Origin of the sequence: Pectobacterium versatile, from assembly GCF_020166435.1 — a bacterium.
Taxonomy (GTDB): domain Bacteria; phylum Pseudomonadota; class Gammaproteobacteria; order Enterobacterales; family Enterobacteriaceae; genus Pectobacterium; species Pectobacterium versatile.
The window spans coordinates 349,640-367,285 of sequence record NZ_JAINZP010000002.1 but is presented as its reverse complement, the minus strand read 5'-3'; the positions used below and the strand labels follow the sequence as shown (position 1 = coordinate 367,285).

Annotated in this window: 19 protein-coding genes; 9 read left to right on the top strand and 10 right to left on the bottom strand. The window is 48.7% G+C overall.

Features of this window, described 5'->3' with window-relative positions; translation table 11 throughout:
• The first annotated feature begins 169 nt into the window (after nucleotides 1–169).
• Both ybiB and K7X24_RS04470 read left to right on the top strand, forming a co-directional pair.
• On the top strand, nucleotides 170–1,138 hold the full coding sequence (gene ybiB / locus K7X24_RS04475; protein WP_224553232.1) for a DNA-binding protein YbiB: 969 nt from the start codon (nucleotides 170–172) through the stop codon (nucleotides 1,136–1,138).
• 85 nt (nucleotides 1,139–1,223) lie between these two features.
• Entirely contained in the window at nucleotides 1,224–3,092 is a 1,869-nt protein-coding gene (locus K7X24_RS04470; RefSeq protein WP_224553230.1) for a M3 family metallopeptidase, read from the top strand.
• A 51-nt stretch (nucleotides 3,093–3,143) separates the two neighbouring features.
• Here the strand turns inward: K7X24_RS04470 and glnQ are convergent, their stop codons facing one another.
• The 4 genes from glnQ to dps all read right to left on the bottom strand — a co-directional run bounded on the left by glnQ (nucleotide 3,144) and on the right by dps (nucleotide 6,189).
• Nucleotides 3,144–3,866: a glutamine ABC transporter ATP-binding protein GlnQ gene (gene glnQ / locus K7X24_RS04465; protein WP_224553227.1), complete on the bottom strand. Its 723-nt coding sequence runs from the start codon at nucleotides 3,864–3,866 to the stop codon at nucleotides 3,144–3,146.
• Nucleotides 3,863–4,522 (bottom strand): glutamine ABC transporter permease GlnP, encoded by a 660-nt coding sequence (glnP, locus tag K7X24_RS04460; protein WP_103941307.1) that lies wholly within the window; start codon nucleotides 4,520–4,522, stop codon nucleotides 3,863–3,865. Before glnP ends, glnQ begins: the two co-directional genes overlap by 4 nt.
• 26 nt (nucleotides 4,523–4,548) lie before the next feature.
• A complete protein-coding gene (gene glnH, locus K7X24_RS04455) occupies nucleotides 4,549–5,295 on the bottom strand; it encodes a glutamine ABC transporter substrate-binding protein GlnH (protein WP_103941309.1) in 747 nt (248 codons plus the stop codon).
• Nucleotides 5,296–5,685: 390 nt separating this feature from the next.
• Nucleotides 5,686–6,189: a DNA starvation/stationary phase protection protein Dps gene (gene dps, locus K7X24_RS04450; RefSeq protein ID WP_224553225.1), complete on the bottom strand. Its 504-nt coding sequence runs from the start codon at nucleotides 6,187–6,189 to the stop codon at nucleotides 5,686–5,688.
• A gap of 362 nt (nucleotides 6,190–6,551) precedes the next feature.
• Here dps and K7X24_RS04445 point away from each other — a divergent pair, with 362 nt between their 5' ends.
• Complete coding sequence (locus tag K7X24_RS04445; protein ID WP_224553223.1) at nucleotides 6,552–7,103, top strand: shikimate kinase; 552 nt, start codon at nucleotides 6,552–6,554, stop codon at nucleotides 7,101–7,103.
• Here the strand turns inward: K7X24_RS04445 and rhtA are convergent.
• On the bottom strand, nucleotides 7,091–7,978 hold the full coding sequence (rhtA, locus tag K7X24_RS04440) for a threonine/homoserine exporter RhtA (protein WP_224553221.1): 888 nt from the start codon (nucleotides 7,976–7,978) through the stop codon (nucleotides 7,091–7,093). The genes K7X24_RS04445 and rhtA overlap by 13 nt on opposite strands.
• 377 nt (nucleotides 7,979–8,355) lie before the next feature.
• Between rhtA and ompX the strand changes: the two genes are divergently transcribed.
• A complete protein-coding gene (ompX, locus tag K7X24_RS04435) occupies nucleotides 8,356–8,871 on the top strand; it encodes an outer membrane protein OmpX (protein ID WP_224553219.1) in 516 nt (171 codons plus the stop codon).
• Between the two features lie 286 nt (nucleotides 8,872–9,157).
• Entirely contained in the window at nucleotides 9,158–10,327 is a 1,170-nt protein-coding gene (locus tag K7X24_RS04430; RefSeq protein WP_224553217.1) for an MFS transporter, read from the top strand.
• 43 nt (nucleotides 10,328–10,370) lie between these two features.
• On the opposite strand, the gene K7X24_RS04425 is transcribed toward K7X24_RS04430, so the two are convergent.
• Nucleotides 10,371–11,771, bottom strand: a complete 1,401-nt coding sequence (locus K7X24_RS04425) for an EmmdR/YeeO family multidrug/toxin efflux MATE transporter (protein WP_224553215.1) — start codon at nucleotides 11,769–11,771, stop codon at nucleotides 10,371–10,373.
• Nucleotides 11,772–12,176: 405 nt separating this feature from the next.
• On the opposite strand from K7X24_RS04425, the gene K7X24_RS04420 reads away from it, so the two are divergent.
• The 4 genes from K7X24_RS04420 (at nucleotide 12,177) to K7X24_RS04405 (ending at nucleotide 14,686) form a co-directional block, all read left to right on the top strand.
• Nucleotides 12,177–12,713, top strand: coding sequence for a rhodanese family protein (locus K7X24_RS04420; protein ID WP_224553213.1), 537 nt, complete (start codon nucleotides 12,177–12,179; stop codon nucleotides 12,711–12,713).
• 67 nt (nucleotides 12,714–12,780) lie between these two features.
• Entirely contained in the window at nucleotides 12,781–13,110 is a 330-nt protein-coding gene (locus K7X24_RS04415; RefSeq protein WP_224553211.1) for a DHCW motif cupin fold protein, read from the top strand.
• Between the two features lie 241 nt (nucleotides 13,111–13,351).
• Nucleotides 13,352–14,074, top strand: a complete 723-nt coding sequence (locus K7X24_RS04410; protein ID WP_224553209.1) for an alpha/beta fold hydrolase — start codon at nucleotides 13,352–13,354, stop codon at nucleotides 14,072–14,074.
• Nucleotides 14,075–14,215: 141 nt separating this feature from the next.
• Nucleotides 14,216–14,686, top strand: coding sequence for a GyrI-like domain-containing protein (locus K7X24_RS04405; RefSeq protein WP_224553207.1), 471 nt, complete (start codon nucleotides 14,216–14,218; stop codon nucleotides 14,684–14,686).
• 168 nt (nucleotides 14,687–14,854) lie between these two features.
• Here the strand turns inward: K7X24_RS04405 and K7X24_RS04400 are convergent, their stop codons facing one another.
• The 4 genes from K7X24_RS04400 to K7X24_RS04385 all read right to left on the bottom strand — a co-directional run bounded on the left by K7X24_RS04400 (nucleotide 14,855) and on the right by K7X24_RS04385 (nucleotide 17,594).
• Nucleotides 14,855–15,733 carry a cell envelope biogenesis protein OmpA gene (locus tag K7X24_RS04400; protein WP_224553206.1) on the bottom strand — a complete coding sequence of 293 codons (879 nt, stop codon included), beginning with the start codon at nucleotides 15,731–15,733 and terminating at the stop codon, nucleotides 14,855–14,857.
• Nucleotides 15,734–16,265: 532 nt separating this feature from the next.
• The gene (locus K7X24_RS04395; RefSeq protein ID WP_224553203.1) at nucleotides 16,266–16,574 is read right to left on the bottom strand and encodes a hypothetical protein; all 309 of its coding nucleotides are present in this window, start codon (nucleotides 16,572–16,574) and stop codon (nucleotides 16,266–16,268) included.
• 172 nt (nucleotides 16,575–16,746) lie between these two features.
• Entirely contained in the window at nucleotides 16,747–16,908 is a 162-nt protein-coding gene (locus K7X24_RS04390) for a hypothetical protein (RefSeq protein WP_411961332.1), read from the bottom strand.
• Between the two features lie 326 nt (nucleotides 16,909–17,234).
• On the bottom strand, nucleotides 17,235–17,594 hold the full coding sequence (locus K7X24_RS04385; protein WP_224553202.1) for a hypothetical protein: 360 nt from the start codon (nucleotides 17,592–17,594) through the stop codon (nucleotides 17,235–17,237).
• Nucleotides 17,595–17,646 lie beyond the last annotated feature (52 nt).

The window sequence follows — 17,646 nt, the reverse complement described above, 5'->3', positions numbered from 1 at the left end:
CTGAACGCACTCACTAAATACTTCCCCGCACGGAGTAGAGACCGTGTTCCCGCCACCGACCAAGCCGCGCAATAGCAATTTCCTCTGCGCCAGAGTGACCAGAAACTCGGTAAACATGTTATTTTCATTGATAAGTTCTTTACTGTGTCGCCGCAAATGAGAGGCCAACATGGATTACACCAAAATTATCAAAGAAGTGGGGCGCGGGAAAAATCATGCGCGTGATGTCGATCAGGCAACGGCTTATGAACTGTATAGCGCAATGCTGTGTGGTGATGTGCCGGAGCTGGAGCTCGGTGGGTTGCTGATTGCGTTTCGCATCAAAGGTGAATCGGAAGCGGAGATGCTGGGTTTTTATCAGGCGATGAATGAACATGTGTTGCGCCTGACCCCGCCTGCGGGCTTCCCTATACCCATCGTGCTTCCTAGCTATAACGGGGCGCGGAAGCAGGCAAATCTGACGCCGCTGTTGGCGCTACTGTTGGCAAAACTGGGTTTTCCGGTTGTGGTTCACGGTGTCAGCGACGATCCTACCCGTGTTACCAGTGCCGAAATTTTGCGTAATCTCGGCGTGACGATTGCGGAGAATGCCGGGCAGGCTCAGCAGGAGTTGGATAACGGCAGCCCGGTCTTTATCCCTGTCTCGACGCTGTGCTCAGCCATCGATCGTCAGTTACAGCTGCGCTGGCGGATGGGGGTGCGTAACAGTAGCCACACGCTGGCTAAGGTGGCGACGCCGTTTGGTGAAAGCGACGCGCTGCGCATTGCCAGCGTTTCCCACCCTGAGTATGTTTCCCGCGTGGGGACGTTTTTTAATGACATCAACGGGCGTGCGCTTCTGATGCACGGCACGGAAGGGGAGGTTTACGCCAACCCGCAGCGCTGCCCGGAAATTCATTTTATCCATCAGCAAAATACCAACGTGCTGCAACTTCGGCAGGAGATCAGCGTCGCACCCGATGCATTGCCGATTGCGAAGGATGCCGCAACCACGGCACGCTGGACGGTACAGTGCCTGACGGGTGAAATTGCCATACCGCAGGCGATCCGTCTGCAACTGGCGTGCTGTTTGGTTGCTGCCGGTGAAGCGGCGACAATGGAACAGGCTGTCGCCACGATTAAGAAACGCCTTGGCTGATCGGTTTGCCGGAGCGGATTCGGACGCGTTTATCGCGCCACTTCACGCAGCCAGACGGCTGTCATTTGAAGAGAGAAGGAATAGCATGCAACAGGTAGCGGACTATTTTAACGCCTTGAATCGCGACTATCTTGCGGTTCATCAGGCGAAAGAAGAACTGTTTTGGCAACTGTATATGGGAACGGGCAACGATGAGGTGTCTGAGCGTTTCTCCGCCGCAGAAAGTGCCTATAAGCGTTTTATTTCGCAGCCGCAGCGTCTGGCTGAACTCAGAACCCATCTTGCGACATTGGAAAACAGTCCGCGTGATGAGCAACAGCAGGCGCTGTCACACGGTTTGCAAGGCTGGTATCGGTTTTTTGACTGCAATGTGATTGAAGATCCGCAGGCTCAGGCGCTGATGGATGAAATCATCACCGCCGAAAGTGCGTTATACGCTAAGCGTAAATCCTATGAAATGACGCATCTGGATGCCAAGGGGAAACGGGTTTCAGCCTCGCTCGGAGAACTGCTGACCAATCAGACGACCAATGATACCGAAGCTTATCGCCAAAGTTCCCAGCAGGCGCTGCGCGATCTTGAGCAGTGGCTGTTACAGAATGGCTTCCCTGAGCTGATTTCACTGCGCAACCGCTTCGCCCGTCAGATGGGCTACCGCAACTATTTTGACTATAAGGTCAACAAGACGGAGCGGATGACGCCGGAGCAGCTTTTTGCCATCCTCGATCCTTTTGAAGAACAGACGCGTGAGGCGAATGCTCGTAGCCTGAAAAATCTGGCGGATGAAAAGGGCGAAGAGGCTCTGCAGCCGTGGAATATTCGCTATGCCAGCGCGGGCGATGTGACGCGCCAGCTCGATCCCTACTTCCCTTTCTCTGCGTCGCTGGAGCGTTGGATCAATAGCTTTAAGCGTCTGCGCATTGGATTTAACGGTGCAGAAATGCAGCTCGATTTACTGGTGCGCAAAGGTAAGTACGAGAACGGTTTTATGCATGGCCCAGTGCCGCCGTTTGTGCAGGAAGGAAAATGGGTGCCGGCACGGATTAATTTCACCAGTCTGGCAAAACCGGATCAAATTGGCAGCGGTGCCAGCGGCATTAATACGCTGTTCCATGAAGGTGGGCACGCCGCGCATTTTGCCAATATCCGGCAGAACGCACCCTGTTTTTCACAGGAATTCCCGCCAACCTCAATGGCTTATGCGGAAACGCAGTCTATGTTCTGCGACAGCCTGTTGGGTGATGCTGACTGGCTAAAACGCTATGCAAAGAATGCGCAGGGAGAGACGATTCCTGATGAATTGATCCGTGCGGATATCAGTACGCAGCAGCCAATGCGAGCCTTTAGTGAGCGACACATTCTGCTGGTGCCGTATTTTGAGTGGCAGCTCTATTCGTGGGATGACGACGCGCGTACGCCAGAGGCGATGACGAAACTGGCGCGCGACACCGAACAGCGTATTTTAGGTATTAGCGGTAGCCCGCGCCCAACGTTGGCGATTCCTCATTTGCTGTCGATGGAGTCGGCATGCTCTTATCAGGGATACCTGCTGGCGTTGATGGCGGTGGAGCAGACGCGCAGCTATTTCCTACAACGTGACGGTTACCTAACGGATAACCCGGCCATCGGCCCTGATTTGGCACAACACTATTGGCATCCGGGCAATAGCGTAAGTCATGACGATACGCTGCGTAGCCTGACCGGTGAGGGCTTCAATCCTGCTTATCTGGCGCATGCCTGCAATCTCACGGTCGATGAAGCCTGGCAACAGGCGGAAAGCACGATGGCGCAGGCGGCGGGTCGTCCTCAGCCTGCCGCTGATTTTGATCTGTCTGCGCGTATTCGCGTGGTCGATGGCAGTCGCGTGCTGGCGGATAATGAACAGGGCGACGAGAAGATGTGTCTGGATTTTGCAGCGTTTATTGAACGAGAATATCCGCGTTCGCAGGCATAACGTTCGCTGACATTGCGAGTAAGAGAAAGGGGGCGAAAGCCCCCTTGTTGATCAAGAGACGTGTTGCAGGAACTCACGTAGACGGTCGCTGGGTGGATTCGTAATCAGCGTTTCCGGGTCGCCATCTTCTGCAATGCGGCCTTTATCAATAAAGATCAGACGTGAAGCTACTTTATGGGCAAAGCCCACTTCATGGGTGACGATCACCATCGTCATGCCTTCTTCGGCCAGATCTTTCATGACGGTCAGCACTTCATGGCGCAGTTCTGGGTCGAGTGCCGATGTCGGCTCATCAAACAGCATCAGTTTCGGTTTAACCGCTAAAGCACGGGCGATGGCCACACGCTGCTGTTGACCACCGGAAAGCTCGGAAGGGTAGTGGTGAGCGCGTTCTGACAGGCCCACTTTCGCCAGCAATTCCAGCGCCAGCTTCTCGGCATCGGCTTTACTCACGCCGCGTACCCGAATAGGGCCGAACGCGACGTTTTCCAGCGCGGTAAGATGCGGGAACAGATAAAACTGCTGGAATACCATTCCGGCTTCCTGACGGATTAAACGCTCGTCAACGCGCGGATCGTTCACTTTAAGGCCGTCAACAATCAACTCGCCGCTGGTAATCTCTTCCAGCTTGTTGATGCAGCGTAGTAGCGTGGATTTACCCGAACCTGAAGGCCCGATGATGACCACAACTTCACCCTGACCGATGGTGAGATCGATATTGTGTAAGACCTGTGTCTTGCCAAAGTGTTTGGATACGTTTTTAAATTCAATCATATAATCTTAAGTCTTCTTTCCAGACGACGAAGAATAAAGCTGAGGACCAGCGTGATGCACAGGTAAATAATGGCAACCGCAGTCCAGATTTCCAGCGCACGGAAATTGCCCGCGATGATTTCCTGGCCCGAACGCGTGAGTTCGGCCACGCCGATAACAATAAACAGTGACGTATCTTTGATGCTGATAATCCACTGATTACCCAGCGGTGGCAGCATGCGGCGCAGGGCGAGCGGGGCAATTACGTGACGTAACGTCGCGCTGCGAGACAGCCCAAGCGCCAGGCCCGCTTCACGGAAGCCGTTATGAATGGATAATACCGAACCACGGGTAATTTCCGCGATATAGGCACCGGAGTTAATCATGATGGTCACCACGGCGGCGGCAAAAGGGTCAATCCGCACGGACGTGAACATCATCGGCAAGGCGAAGTAGATAAACATCACCTGCACAACAATCGGGGTGCCGCGAATAATTTCAATAAAAACGAGCGAAATGCGGCTGGAAAACCAGCCGCCGTAGGCGCGGGCAAAACCCGCGACTACGCCAATCACCAGGCCGCCAAGCAGACCCAGAACAGAAATCAACAACGTCATTTTTGCCCCTTCCATCAGGAGGGGCAGAGAAGGCCAAATGGCGCTCCAGTCAAACTGCATGGAATATCTCCAGATTAAATCGGCAATTACTTAGGTTCTACGCCAAACCACTTCTTGTAGATCTCAGCATAAGTGCCGTTTTCACGCAGTGTTTTCAGGGCGCCATTCACTTTTTCACGCAGCTCGTTGCTGCCTTTCGGGAACGCGATGCCGTATTGCTGGGCTTTAATAGAATCACCTACCGCTTTAAACTGGCCGTTGCCTGCGGTTTTGATGAAGTAGAGGATATTTGGCGTGTCGTGCAGCACGGCGTCAGCACGGCTGGTGCCCAGTTCCATGTAGGCGTTGTCGATGTTCGGGAACTGGCGCAGATCTTTGGTTTTGATATTGGCTTTTGCGTAATCAACGGAACCTGTGCCGCTCTTCACCGCAAGCACTTTACCCGCCAAATCCTGCTCGCCTTTGATGTCGTTGTTGTCTGCTTTGACCATCACCAGCAGGCCGCTGTTGTAGTAGCCATCAGAGAAATCGATTGCTTTTTTACGCTCTTCGGTAATCGTAATACCTGCAAGCGCCAGATCGATGTTACGCGTTTGCAGTGCAGGAATAATGCCGCCGAAGTCCATTGGCTTCAGGGTGTACTTCAGGTTGAGCTGTTTAGCTATGGCATCCCAGAGGTCGATGTCAAAACCGACGTACTTGTCGCCTTGTTTGAATTCAAAAGGGACGAAAGCGGTGTCTGTAGCGACAATCAGTTCTTTCTCAGCAGCATAGCTAGATACGCTCATCATCAGCGTCAGTGCAGCCAAAGAGGCCTTAAGTAGTGATTTCATCAAACCCTTCCTATTAGCAGTTGTGGGAGCTTTTTGTTTTACAGGCGTTTTAAGCATAGTACATCGTACAAAAGTGAAACCTGAGTCAGTTACCCTGCGCTGTGCTTAACCTGTTGCTTTATTTATTGCCTTGCTAGCGGTGAAATTTTCACCTCCGATTCGCTCAGGCAAGGCGCTGCTATGATTAACTGATTTACAGAAGGGAAACAACCGTTGATTAGCGTTATGGCCAATTAATACGGGCAAAAGCTAATTTTTTGAGCGTCTTAACGGATAAAATGCGTGGTTTGTGCGGGTTATGCCAGAAAAGAGGGCGGCTTGAGTCGGGAGACTGGCAGAAAAAAGGCTGCCTAAGCAGCCTTGGACGCGTTTGCGGGACGATAACGCCGATTATTCGATGTTTGATTCAATGAACCACAGGAACTGATCCAGATCGCGTGATGCGGCAGTCAGAATATCCGCAGAGGCTTCATCTTCTGTTTTACCAATTGCTTTGCGTACATTGTTGGCGACAGTCGCATAACGTTCGGCCAGCGCTTTCAGATGATCCTGAACGCTATGGATATTGGTTGGGTAGCTTTTCAGCGAGGTTTGTTTCCCCACAATTTGCACGGTACCCAGCGCAACGCCACCTATCTGCACCACGCGCTCGGCGATGGTGTCCTGATGGTCAATAATCGAGGTGCGGAAGCCATCCAACATTTCATGGACGGCGATGAAATTTGCACCACGCATGTTCCAGTGTGCCTGTTTGGTAATCAATGACAGGTCGATGAAATCAACAACCAGTTGGTTTAACAGCGCGATCGTCGAGGTCTTCACGCTATCATCCAAATCATTGCGAGTGTAAAGCAGTGCGGACGGTGCTGATTTCACGAGTTTGGCGGTAGACATAATAGTTATCCTCTCTTTAATTATTGATAGTCTTGCTGTTCAATGTGATTAATTATAGCAGTGATAAAAATTAATATTGAAAAGAATCACCTATCAAATGGATAGCTATAGCATAACGATGGTGTGGGTATTTGTAGTCAGGATTTATCTGATATCAATAATGTGGTAATGGTGATGTAAGCGTAATATTTCAATTGCCACTGAAACATCATGTCATATATTGATAAATATCATCATCGGTTAGATGAAAATAATTATTATTCTCTGCTGTTGCTTAAATAAAATGACAGCATCGTTTTCCTCTTAAAATATATCGTTTTCTTCTTAAATATAGTGTGTGCGAGTAAAGGGAGTTGTGGCGAATGAGAGTGAATATTATTGGCACCAGTGGAAGCGGCAAATCTACGCTCGCTCGCCGCTTGTCTGAAAAGCTGGCTATTCCGTACATTGAGATGGATGCATTGTTTTGGCTGGAGGACTGGCAAGAACGGGCTGATGCCGATTTTTTTCAACGGCTTGAAAGTGCGCTGGAGCCTGAAAGCTGGGTATTGGATGGCAACTATAATCGAACGCGAGATATCAAATGGCGCAATGTTGATGTCGTGATTTGGGTTGACTACTGTTTTACCCGCACGCTTTTTCAGGCGGTACGGCGTGCCTATCTTCGTGCATGGCGCAAAGAGGAACTCTGGAGCGGCACGGGTAATAGAGAGTCTTTTCTCCGCAATTTCTTTAGTCGGGATTCAATTATCCTCTGGACAATGAAAACCTATTCAAGAAACCGGAAACGGTATTTGGCGGATTTAGCCGATCCTCGCTATCACCATATCCGTTTTATGACTTTGCGTTCTCCTCGGGAATGTGAAACTTTTCTGCAACACGTCCCCAAGGAAATACGCACTCATTCTGCTTGAGTCGTCACTTTGGCTGCGCCCGCAGGTTTTATTGTCAGCGTTGCGCCGATTGACGCGATGATAATAAAGATAAGTGCCACCCATTGTATGAACGATAAATGTTCACCGAGAAAAAGGATCCCGGAGAGGGCGGCAATAGCGGGTTCCATACTCATCAGCGTGCTGAACGTTCTGGCAGGCAGGCGGGTTAGTGCCACCATTTCCAGAGAATAGGGGAGTGCAGTGGACAGGATGGCGACGGCAATGCCGATCGGGAGTATCGAGAGCGAAAATAGCGTGCTCTCGGCATAATATGCACCGATAGGGCAGAATATCAGTGCGGCAATGCAAGAGCCGACGGCGACGGTTCCCGGCCCATGATTTGCTCCTGCCTTTTGCCCAAATAGAATATAGAGCGCCCAGCAGGCACCTGCACCCACGGCGTAAGCCGCACCCGTCAAGTCAACATTGCCGATATTGTGACCCAGTGGTAATAAGAACCACAGCCCAGCAACGGCCAGAAAAACCCATAGAAAATCAATCGGTCTGCGTGAGGCTAACATAGCAACAGCTAGCGGGCCGGTGAACTCCAATGCGACAGCAATGCCGAGCGGCACCGTCTGCAATGAGAGATAGAACAGAAAATTCATCCCGCCCAGCGTAATGCCATAAACTAACAGCGGCAGGCGGTTACTGCTAAAGCGCATATGCCACGGCTTGAAGATGATGCACAGAATGATCGTACCAATTCCCAGACGAAGTGCGGTGACGCCTGTGGCCCCAATGAGCGGAAATAGGCTTTTTGCCAGAGCGGCTCCACTTTGGATAGAAAGCATTGAGATAACGATAAGCAATACAGGGACTAATGATGTCGAACGGCGGGAAAATAAGGTCATTCTTTTGGCCTTAAAACAAGCATAACATTCCTGTCGTTATTATATCCAATTGTAAACAACTTGTCTGGTGTTAATTGACTTTTATTGACCTTTATTTACGCATCATTTAACTGGTGTGTTTTTGCGCAAGACAATTAGCATGCAAACTGAGCGGGGAATTCGGAATTATCTGTTTTACTGCTGTGTGGTGAATTTATTTTTAATCTAACTGTCACAATAAAAAACTCAATATAATTAGTGTGATAGGTTGATTTTGACAATGTTTGTTACATCTAAAGTCTAATTGGTAAATATTTATAGGGCGGCAAGTTCCGAATTTATTTGTTATATTTACTCCGTTAGTTAGTCTTTCATAAAATGAATTTGGGGCTGTAAATATGAAAAAAATCGCGTGTCTTTCCGCTCTGGCTTGTGTATTAGCCGTTGGCGCAGGTTCTGCATTCGCTGGTCAAAGCACTGTAACAGCAGGCTATGCTCAAGGTGATGCTCAGGGCGTACAAAATAAAGTTAAAGGTTTTAACCTGAAATATCGTTACGAGCAAGATAATAACCCCTTGGGTGTTATTAGCTCATTCACCTACCTGGAAAAAAATAACAGCGATGGTAGCGACTACAATAAAGGCCAGTATATGGGCTTTACTGCTGGTCCTGCTTATCGTCTGAATGACTGGGCAAGCCTGTACGGCGTTGTTGGTTTCAGCCACGGTAAAGTAACGAATAACGCTACCAACGGTCTGAACAACAGCAGCAACGACGATTACGGCTTCACCTACGGTGCGGGTGTTCAGTTCAACCCAGTTCAGGACGTTGCGCTGGATGTTGGTTACGAACAAAGCCGTATCCGCAGTGTTGATGTTGGTGCCTGGGCTGTTGGCGTAGGTTACCGCTTCTAATCTAACCCTGTAGGGTTTACTTACCCTCAGCGTTGGTTGTTAGCTGTGTCGGAAGAATCCGCTCTTTTCAGGGCGGATTTTTTTATGGCGCTAAATCAACGGCGAGTTTCGCCAGTCATTTATCCAGTCACTTTCCAGTCGGTCGATATCCCGTCGTTCTTGCCAGCGTTGATCAAATACATGCGGTATCAGTCTGTCATAAGATTTTATCTTGACGTTAAGATTCTTTATGTGAAGATAATGTTCATCAAGTCGTAGTGATTTGCTCAAGCTATTGAGGTTATGCATGGTAGTGACATCAACGGCCCGCACGCGGGCTTTTCTGTTCTTCACGATTATCCTGTTGGGGCTGAATTTGCGTCCTGTTCTGGCGGGGATTGGTCCACTGCTGAATCAGATTCAGGCTGCAACGGGTCTGGATGACAGCATGGCGGGGATGTTAACCACGCTCCCGGTGTTCGCTATGGGATGGTGTGCGTTATATGGCGGTCAGTTACAGGCGCGTCTCGGTGAATATCGGGGGATCACGCTGGGCATTGTGGTGATTGCCTTGGCGTGTAGCGCACGCTGGTGGCTGAATAGCGGTATTGCGCTGCTGGCTAGTGCCGCACTGGCTGGAATCGGGATTGCCTTGATTCAGGCGCTGGTGCCGTCGTTTATCAAACTCCATTTTGGTCGCCATAGCAGTCTCCTCATGGGTTTTTATACCACGGCGATTATGACCGGAGCGGCGTTTGCGGCTTCATCGGTTTCTCCGCTGGCGAATGCGTGGGGCTGGCAAAGTGCGCTGGCCTGCTGGGGGATTGTAGCGCTAGTTGCTGCGGTAGCCTGGCGGTGTATCCCTAAAGCGTATACCGCGAAACAGGATGCGGTGGCTGTCGTAGCAACGCGCCGAAGCGGAATGGACTGGCTGCTGATGGTGTTCTTCGGCATTGGTACGGGCGCGTATACGCTGGTGCTGGCATGGTTGCCGCCGTATTACATTCAACTGGGGTTAGATGCGATGCAAAGCGGCCTGATGTTGGGCGGATTAACGCTGACAGAAGTGATTTCTGGCCTGTTGGTGTCAACGTTCATTAATCGTTTTCCCGATCGACGTAAACTGCTGCTTCCTATCCTGATCGTGATGCTGGTGGGGATGATTGGGTTGATTGTGGCTCCACTGACGTTCACGTATCCCATCATTATCATGCTGGGTGTTGGTATTGGTGCGCTGTTCCCGCTATCGCTCATCGTGGCGTTGGATCAGGTGACTGAATCGCATAAGACTGGTTCACTGATGGGCTTTGTACAGGGCGGTGGTTACATCCTTGCCAGCCTGATGCCTTTGCTGGCTGGTTTTATACGTCAGCATACGGCGGGTCTGGAGCAGGCCTGGATGATTATGACCGTCGGTGTGGTCGTGTTGATTATCATGGCGACCCGTTTTGCTCCGGTGAAGAGCCCGAATCGCTAGCCGTTTGTTGTGTTATAAGCGAGCGGAAACCCGCTCGCTATCATTAATTTTTCGGTGGACGATAGCGCCATAGCCAGCGCCCGCTCATCAGGCGACGGTAATAGAAGAACCCGCGAACAATCCAGTCAAAGAACATCCCCATCCACACGCCGATCACGCCAAAACCGAGCATCACGCCGAGGATATATCCCGCGATGACCCGACATCCCCACATCCCCGCCATTGCCACCCACATGGTATAGCTGGCGTCTTTCGCGCCTTTTAAACCAGCGGGAAGCACCCAGGACGCCGCCCAGATGGGCATAAATAGCGCGTTGAGCCACAGGAGATGTTTTGCCACTTCAATAACTTCCGGTTCATTAGTGTAAAACGATGCCAAAAAGCTGGCGCTCGGCACCGACAGGACGGCAAGTACGCATAGACCGATATTGGACAGCCAGAAGATGTGCTTCAACTGGCGGGTGGACTGCATGATCTGGCCTTTCCCCAGACGTGTGCCAACGATAATCGTGGCGGCGGCACCGAGTGAATTACCGGGAAGGTTGATCAGCGTTGAGATGGAGAAAGCAATAAAGTTTCCGGCAATGACCTCGGTTCCCATATCTGCCACAAAACGCTGGGTGATGAGCTTGCCGATGTTAAACATCACGGATTCAATACTGGCGGGAATACCAATACTGAGCACTTCATAGAGGATCGTTAGGGTAAAAGGCGCAAAGTAAGACTTGAAGGGAATACGCAGCGCACCGTTAAATCCGTGCATCAGCGTCAGAATCACGAATACCGCGCCGATATAGCGCGAAATGGTAATACCAATACCCGCACCAACAAAGCCAAGACCATCCCAGGAAAATGCACCGTAAATCAGCAGGCTACTGATGCCAATATTGAGAATGTTCATCCCAATGTTGATGACCATGGGCAACTTGGTATTGCCCGCGCCCCGTAACGCACCACAGCCTACCAGCGCGATGGCGACAGCCGGATAGCCCCACACCGTCCAGCGAAGGAACGTGAGGGCAAGCTCTTTAACCTGAACGTCGGCCTGTCCTGCGATCAGATCGATAATCGCTGAACCGGCGAATTCAACCAGCGCGACCAACAGAAACGATGACAGAACCAGTAATGACATCGATTGACGAGCGGCAGATCGCGCCTGCTTTCTATTGCGCTGTCCCAGGCTGAACGCGACAACAACGGCGGTCCCTAATGCGACAGCGGTAAAGAACGCGATGATGACCATATTGAAGCTATCGGCCAGACCGACGGCCGCCATGGCCTCTTTCCCCAGCCAACTGACCAGGAAGGTGCTGAAAACCCCCATCAACACGACGCAAAGGCCTTCAATAAAGATCGGGAAGGCTAGCGGTGAGATTTCTCTCCAGAAGAGAACGCGGTTGGAGTAACGCTTTTTATACCAGTCTGTGTCTTTTAATTTTTTCATGAAACGATCTTGGCGGTATCTCAAGTTTCCCAGTCGGCACGGTAAACAGAGCCACAAGGTGGCTCGTAAATAGCATTATTTTTGCACGGTACTTACTCATACAGTGACTTATCCATACCGTTACGGATCCATTTTGTGCGATCGCGGCAGCATGGTCGTTTTTTAAAATAGCGTTTCTATTTACAGAGTATCAGTCGCTAAATCGATGTCCAGTCTGGATTGCTTTCCCTGCGTGGAAAGTTGTTGCGTGTGTCCATTATTTAATTTAGATTTTACTTAATTAGATTTTTCTAAATTAAAGGTGAGACGCAAACAATCGGCGATATCACCTTCCTTGTCGACTGAATGCCGTGTTTAACGAGTGCATTATGACGAGTTTCAACGGCTCAAAAGAGGATCACGATCATGCCAACACCAGTTTCTATCTCACCCGCTCAGGTTCGCAAATTGTTAGATGAAGGGGCGGTACTCATTGATATTCGCCAGCCGGAAGAATATGCCCGCGAGCACATCGCACAGGCAAAATTGCACCCACTGAATTCCTCTGTCGGGTATGTTCTTCCTGCTGATGAGAGGGAGGGGAAGGTTGTCATTTTTCATTGTTTGTCTGGCATGCGTTCGGAGCAGAATGCCGACTTGCTGGCGCAGGCGGTTTCACCCGCAACGGTATTGCTTCTGGAAGGGGGAATGGCCGCATGGAAAAAGGCAGGATTTCCGACGGAAGTGAATCGTAAACAGCCGATTGAACTCATGCGGCAGGTTCAAATCGCCGCTGGCGTACTAATTCTGGGTGGTGTATTACTGGGTTACAGCGTAAACAGCGCTTTCTTCCTGTTCTCTGGTTTTGTCGGGGCAGGACTGCTGTTTGCTGGTGTGACGGGTTTTTGTGGCATGGCAAGGCTGTTGATGAAAATGCCGTGGAACCGTACCGCCAAACGCTGATGTGCCGGGATGGCTTGCCGGTAAGCGGAGTGTTAACCGATAACGTTAAAGAACAGGGGGCAGTAATATGGACATGAAAAACATTCCGTTTGGTACGACTGACTGGTCGCAAATAGAACCCACCGAACATCCGGGGGAAACGGGGATTGCCTACTGGCGAACACAGCGTTTTGATAATATTCGGGTTCGTATTGTTGAGTACACGCCAGGCTATCTGGCCGATCACTGGTGCTCTAAAGGGCATATTCTGCTGTGCCTTGAAGGTGAACTTCATACGGAATTAGATGATGGTTGTGTTTTTGTCCTCAAACCGGGAATGAGCTATCAGGTTGCAGATAACGCGGAAGCCCACCGTTCCTACACCGAGACTGGCGCTAAACTGTTCGTTGTTGATTGATGCTAGAGGGCTAACTCGGAATGACGGAGAGTAGCCCTCGATTTAGTTAATCTCACTATGATCTGATTCCATAACAATTTGCCGTCTACAACAAAGGCCACCATCTGGCTCAAATCATTTTTCTGTGTTGGTTTTATACTGAGAGCCTCTGTTATGGCTTTATCAGTATTAACTGTATCTGTTTTTTGACATTACTCTGGTTCTTAATAGTTCCACTTATACCTATTTAAGGCGGGTAAAAATGTCTAAAAATTTTTTGCTGGTACACGGAGCATGGCAGGGCGCATGGGTCTGGAACAAAATACAACCGAAGCTAAAGGCTGAAGGTAATACAGTAAAAGCCATTGATCTTCCTGGAAGTGGTGATGATCAGACACCAGTGGCTACGGTGTCACTCGATGCCTATGCCCGTAAGATTATTGATGCTGCCAGCTTACTGTCTGCTCAGGGGAAAGTGACTCTGGTTGGCCACAGTATGGGGGGCGCGGCTATCACGCTAGCTGCGTCGATTGCACCAGAGCTGTTTGAAAAACTCATCTATGTCTGCGGCATCCTCCCGCAAAACGGCGAGTCTGTAGCTATTCTGGGCGAACAAAGCCAGAAGCTGGGTATTGAAGGGCCAGCTGCGCAGCCTCTCCTTGATAAAGGCGTTTTGGCGCTGGTTCCTGAAAAAATTGCGCCTACGTTCCTTAATGATTACGCAGAAAGCGATGTTGATACTCTTCTTGCACAATTTAAACCGCAACCCATCCAGCCTCTGATGGAAACCGTCACATTGACGGAAAGATTCATCAGTTTGCCAAAGGTTTACATTGTTTGCACGAAAGACCTAGCTATCTCTCCCAAACTTCAGCAGCAAATGGCTGAAAAAGCGAATGTCGGCACCATTTACACCCTTGATGCTGGGCATGAACCTTTCTTCTCTCAGGTTGAAAAGTTGAGTGAGTTCCTGCTGAAAGCGTGACGGGGAAAGGTCAATATTTACCCTGTTCAATTCGACTATCGATGGCAAGTCGCTCGTTTTGAAACCTGTTGTTGATATCGCTTAATAACACTACAGTTAGTCTGGTTAAGCGTGTGTCGAACGTTATCTATACAGGAGAACATGAACGTGTCTATCAGAGTTGAACTGGCAGAACCTATGGAAGTGCTGAGTCTTCGGGTTGTCGGCCCCTATTACGAGAAAATACCGCAGGGATTTGATGAGATACTCTCGTGGGCAAGGGAACACCATCTTTTCATCGATAAATCTCTGGCATTTTACTGGGATGACCCCAGCAGCGTTGAAGCGGATAAATTACGGGCAGATGTGGCAATTACGTGCAAAGAGATGCCGTCAACATTGCCGGAAGGCACGGGAATTCGTAGGGAAATCATTCCCGGTGGGCTTTATGCCGTGACGCATACCATCGTTGAGAATGGTGACTTTGCGAAAGCCTGGGATGATTTTTATAAAGCTATCCATGCCGAAGGGTATAGACCGGCTGGCGAGATATGTTATGAAAGCTATTTGTGCGGTGGAAGCAACGGTAACTGGGAAATTGAAATATGGCAGTCTGTTGAAGCGGCGAATTAAGCCTGTTCATAGGGACTAATTAGACATCCAGTAAAAATAACGAATATCGGAGCCACCTGCATAGTTACTGTGAATGCGCTGTGAAAATATTTGGTCGTTATATGTCACTAGTATGGTTAGGTTATTTAGCATTATCACAGGCACTCAATGAATGCCTGTTGTAATGCATCACTTAGTCACTGAGTTATCGATAGTCTTAATGGTTGTCCCATTCTGCTGTTTGATGATGTTTAACTGAATCCCGTCAGACTTGCGCGTTGCTAAAACATTAATATCCTTTTCATCATCGCAATTGAAATCACCTTGTAACGATAGCGCGATGGCCTTCAGCGAATCATCGGTAGAGAAGGGAACATACGAGACAGTATTGTCTTTGCTGATCGTTTTGACACCTACAGCGCCAGTAATATCGTTCTGATACAGGTTATAAACTTTTCCATTACGAGAGTCGGTATCAATAAATACCTCCGTTCCCAACGCCTTTGCACTCGTCAAAACGATTGCGTCAAGATCGGCACCCGGTGAATCGGCATATTTCGACAGACTGGTGTCGATAATTTTTAGATAGGTAAATGAATCAGACTCGGAATCAATGACGTCAACGTCATATCCGATTACAGAACCACGATTGGTTGTCGTCTGAGCGGATGCAGGATTAATTGCCTGAAACACGGGTGCGGCCTTGATCCATTCACTGCCGTCATTGGATACGTAGGCATCCCACGATTCGTAGGTACCTGCTTCATAAACGTAGAAATCTGCATCGGCAGTGCCGCTCTTTTTAATTGCATATGGGGTAAAACGTACAACAACACTACCTGCTGCACCGAGAGAAAGTATATTTTCATTCGCGCTGTAGCGGTTAGGTTCGCCAAGTATTCTTTCCGGCACTTTATAACTCGAAGATACATTGGGGCCTGGCGTATAGCTTACGATTTCCGTGGCAAAGCCAACTGCGGTACCTGGAATATCGGGATAGCCTTTATAGGTTTCTGCAAAGGCCGAGGCTGAGAATAGGCACATTAATGCAATTGCATATTTTTTCATTTCGCTTTCTCTTGATATAAAATCCCCACGGTTATGGGGAATGAGTTGATTTCGTTTTACGTATCCCAATATTCTGACAATTAACCTGACGCTGTATCGGCGGGATATTGTGTTAGTACGTAAACGGCGCGTGTAATCGAACCGATAAGCGGAAAAACCTAATAGTGCTGATGACCGATTCACGTTGGGCAATGATCTCGCAAACCCTCGGTTTTTCATTTAAATTCGTTTTAGTATTTATGCGAGGTGGATTTTCCTGATAAATGAACCTGTTATAGCGATGAAAAGCCAGAGTGAGTCCTGTAATTGTACTGAGATTCTCAATCAGTTTTGCGTAATGTGCTGTTATTGGTTTGGCTGTTTGGGATATTTATTATCGGAAGGATACGGATATTCTTGATGATTGCTGGTGGGGTTATGGTTTACCGTTTCGATGGTAAACGCCTGTGTATTAAGAACGCACAGAATCTGGAGAATATTTCTATTACAAGCTGCTGTGGTAGTCATACCTTATTTGTTAATGACTGCTTGGCTAAATTTTTTCATAATTTTCCAAGTGGTTTTTGAAGAATTTTTCATACACTTCTGCTGATCTGACTAAAATAGTGATCTCTATACACTGTTCGCCAAACTCTTCTGAATGATCTTCGATAGTAATGAATTTACTGGCAATTTCTTCGTTTGTTTCATTAATGTACACTCTACAGCCAGTTATATCGACATCTGGTGTATAAAAATGTGTTGGCTCAAGAATACCAAACACAAAGCCCATAGGAGGATCACCTAACTCTAATTCAGTGGTACCAATAACATTATCTCCATTTTTAATCATGTATTTCATTTGACTTCTCTTGGGTAGTAAATGTTTTATCGATTGATAAAAGTCTCTAACATGGCGAAGTAAGATTTTGATATTTATTATAAATCTGCTGCTAAAGCTTAGTAAAAAATTTGGTTTATCGGGATAATTACAAAATGACGAGCGACAAGTTGTGTAGTCGGTGGGCTTTCAATCAACGGGAACTCGTATTTTTCAGCGAAAATGCCAGAGCTTCACATTGCCTAGGTTTAATCAGTAGCTCTAGTCCGTCACCATCGTAAAGCACTACTGGCTTGTCGTCCGTTTTGGCTGCTTTAACTTCAGTATTGGTTAATGGTCTGGTTTGTCGTGCCATGATTCATCCCCACAATCCGGTTTAGGCATACATGGTTTAGGCATATAGGCATTGTATGCCCAATCGTATGCCTAAACTTTCCGGCTGTAAACGGGGTATGCCGATAGATAACAGGCAACAAAAAACCCGCAAACTCAGTGAGAATGCGGGTTCTTGTGGGGTTTCCGGTAGTAAACGATACCACGAGAGAAATTGAATTTGTTATTCAATATTATGATTTTTAGATAATTTGTGTTTTTGATTTTTACTTCATAGTCCCAATCGTAGTCCCATAGAGAAAAGTCAGTTTAAAATGGCTATCTCTCGCCCGTTGTATACGCTGGTTTTTAGCGCTGTCTGTGCTGTAAATTTAATTTTGCTTTACGACGCTCCAATACCATCATTTTTCGGGTGTGTTGCCATAGAATCCCATCGAGCAACATAAACTCGCGCCACTCGGCTGTACCCAAAGAAAGAGATCTGTGCATCAATTCGCCGACACGTTCAGCAAGGAGCAAGTTTCTTACACGTAGCAATTGCAACGGCGTGAACTGTCCATTATCACCAGCCAAAGGAAAGAATGCCTGGCGGCTGCGTTCTCCATGTTTCACCGCATTGGTGTTGCCAACGGGAGCACCTGCACCAGCACGTTTCCCGCCCCAACCGGACGATCTTGATTGTTGGTCGTGTTTTTTGTTGTCTTTCATGGCTGAGTGGTGGTTAGTTGGTGGATGTGCGCGCGCTAAAATTCAAAAAGGC

Bases quoted from the DNA above. Each gene is read 5' to 3' on its own strand.
- ybiB (WP_224553232.1), top strand. From the start codon at position 170: ATGGATTACACCAAAATTATCAAAGAAGTGGGGCGCGGGAAAAATCAT.
- K7X24_RS04470 (WP_224553230.1), top strand. From the start codon at position 1,224: ATGCAACAGGTAGCGGACTATTTTAACGCCTTGAATCGCGACTATCTT.
- glnQ (WP_224553227.1), bottom strand. From the start codon at position 3,866: ATGATTGAATTTAAAAACGTATCCAAACACTTTGGCAAGACACAGGTC.
- glnP (WP_103941307.1), bottom strand. From the start codon at position 4,522: ATGCAGTTTGACTGGAGCGCCATTTGGCCTTCTCTGCCCCTCCTGATG.
- glnH (WP_103941309.1), bottom strand. From the start codon at position 5,295: ATGAAATCACTACTTAAGGCCTCTTTGGCTGCACTGACGCTGATGATG.
- dps (WP_224553225.1), bottom strand. From the start codon at position 6,189: ATGTCTACCGCCAAACTCGTGAAATCAGCACCGTCCGCACTGCTTTAC.
- K7X24_RS04445 (WP_224553223.1), top strand. From the start codon at position 6,552: ATGAGAGTGAATATTATTGGCACCAGTGGAAGCGGCAAATCTACGCTC.
- rhtA (WP_224553221.1), bottom strand. From the start codon at position 7,978: ATGACCTTATTTTCCCGCCGTTCGACATCATTAGTCCCTGTATTGCTT.
- ompX (WP_224553219.1), top strand. From the start codon at position 8,356: ATGAAAAAAATCGCGTGTCTTTCCGCTCTGGCTTGTGTATTAGCCGTT.
- K7X24_RS04430 (WP_224553217.1), top strand. From the start codon at position 9,158: ATGGTAGTGACATCAACGGCCCGCACGCGGGCTTTTCTGTTCTTCACG.
- K7X24_RS04425 (WP_224553215.1), bottom strand. From the start codon at position 11,771: ATGAAAAAATTAAAAGACACAGACTGGTATAAAAAGCGTTACTCCAAC.
- K7X24_RS04420 (WP_224553213.1), top strand. From the start codon at position 12,177: ATGCCAACACCAGTTTCTATCTCACCCGCTCAGGTTCGCAAATTGTTA.
- K7X24_RS04415 (WP_224553211.1), top strand. From the start codon at position 12,781: ATGGACATGAAAAACATTCCGTTTGGTACGACTGACTGGTCGCAAATA.
- K7X24_RS04410 (WP_224553209.1), top strand. From the start codon at position 13,352: ATGTCTAAAAATTTTTTGCTGGTACACGGAGCATGGCAGGGCGCATGG.
- K7X24_RS04405 (WP_224553207.1), top strand. From the start codon at position 14,216: ATGAACGTGTCTATCAGAGTTGAACTGGCAGAACCTATGGAAGTGCTG.
- K7X24_RS04400 (WP_224553206.1), bottom strand. From the start codon at position 15,733: ATGAAAAAATATGCAATTGCATTAATGTGCCTATTCTCAGCCTCGGCC.
- K7X24_RS04395 (WP_224553203.1), bottom strand. From the start codon at position 16,574: ATGAAATACATGATTAAAAATGGAGATAATGTTATTGGTACCACTGAA.
- K7X24_RS04390 (WP_411961332.1), bottom strand. From the start codon at position 16,908: ATGGCACGACAAACCAGACCATTAACCAATACTGAAGTTAAAGCAGCC.
- K7X24_RS04385 (WP_224553202.1), bottom strand. From the start codon at position 17,594: ATGAAAGACAACAAAAAACACGACCAACAATCAAGATCGTCCGGTTGG.